Genomic DNA, 522 nt, shown 5'->3' on the forward strand with positions numbered 1-522 from the left:
GCCGGCCAGCGTCTACGACGTCGTCCGCAGCGCGCAGAGCCAGATCCGCAACTTCCAGCGCGTGGAGATCATGCAGCCGAGCGGCATCGCGCTGAAGGCCTCCGCCGTCGCGCCGGTCGCCCTCGCCGTCGCCGAACTGCTCGACAACGCTGCCAGTTTCTCCCAGGCGGACGCTCCGATCGAGGTGACGTTCCGTCAGGTGCAGCAGAACCTGTGCATCATCATCGACGACGCCGGCGTCGGCATGAGCGACGAGGACCGGCAGCGGGCGAGCGCGCTGCTGTCCGGCGACGACGCCCCCCGGCTGTCCCAGCTGGGCACCCAGCCGAAGTTCGGCTTCCCCGTGATCGGCCTGATCGCCCGCCAGTACGGCTTCAAGGTGGACGTCACCGGTGTCTCCCGGTACGGCGGCGTACGGGCCGTCGTCCTGCTGCCCGAGGAGCTGTGGACCATGGAGGAGACCCCCGCGGCCCCGGAGTCGGCGCCCGTGAGCAGCATCCGGCCGGTGCAGGGCCGCAATCC

At 70.9% G+C, this 522-nt stretch carries 1 protein-coding gene; it reads left to right on the forward strand.

The window, feature by feature from the left end; genetic code table 11:
* On the forward strand, positions 1–522 hold a 522-nt coding region (locus CHR28_RS37070), incomplete at both ends, for an ATP-binding protein (RefSeq protein WP_143655977.1).

The sequence above is a fragment of the Streptomyces sp. XY006 genome, assembly GCF_002237655.1.
Classification (GTDB): Bacteria; Actinomycetota; Actinomycetes; order Streptomycetales; family Streptomycetaceae; genus Streptomyces; species Streptomyces levis.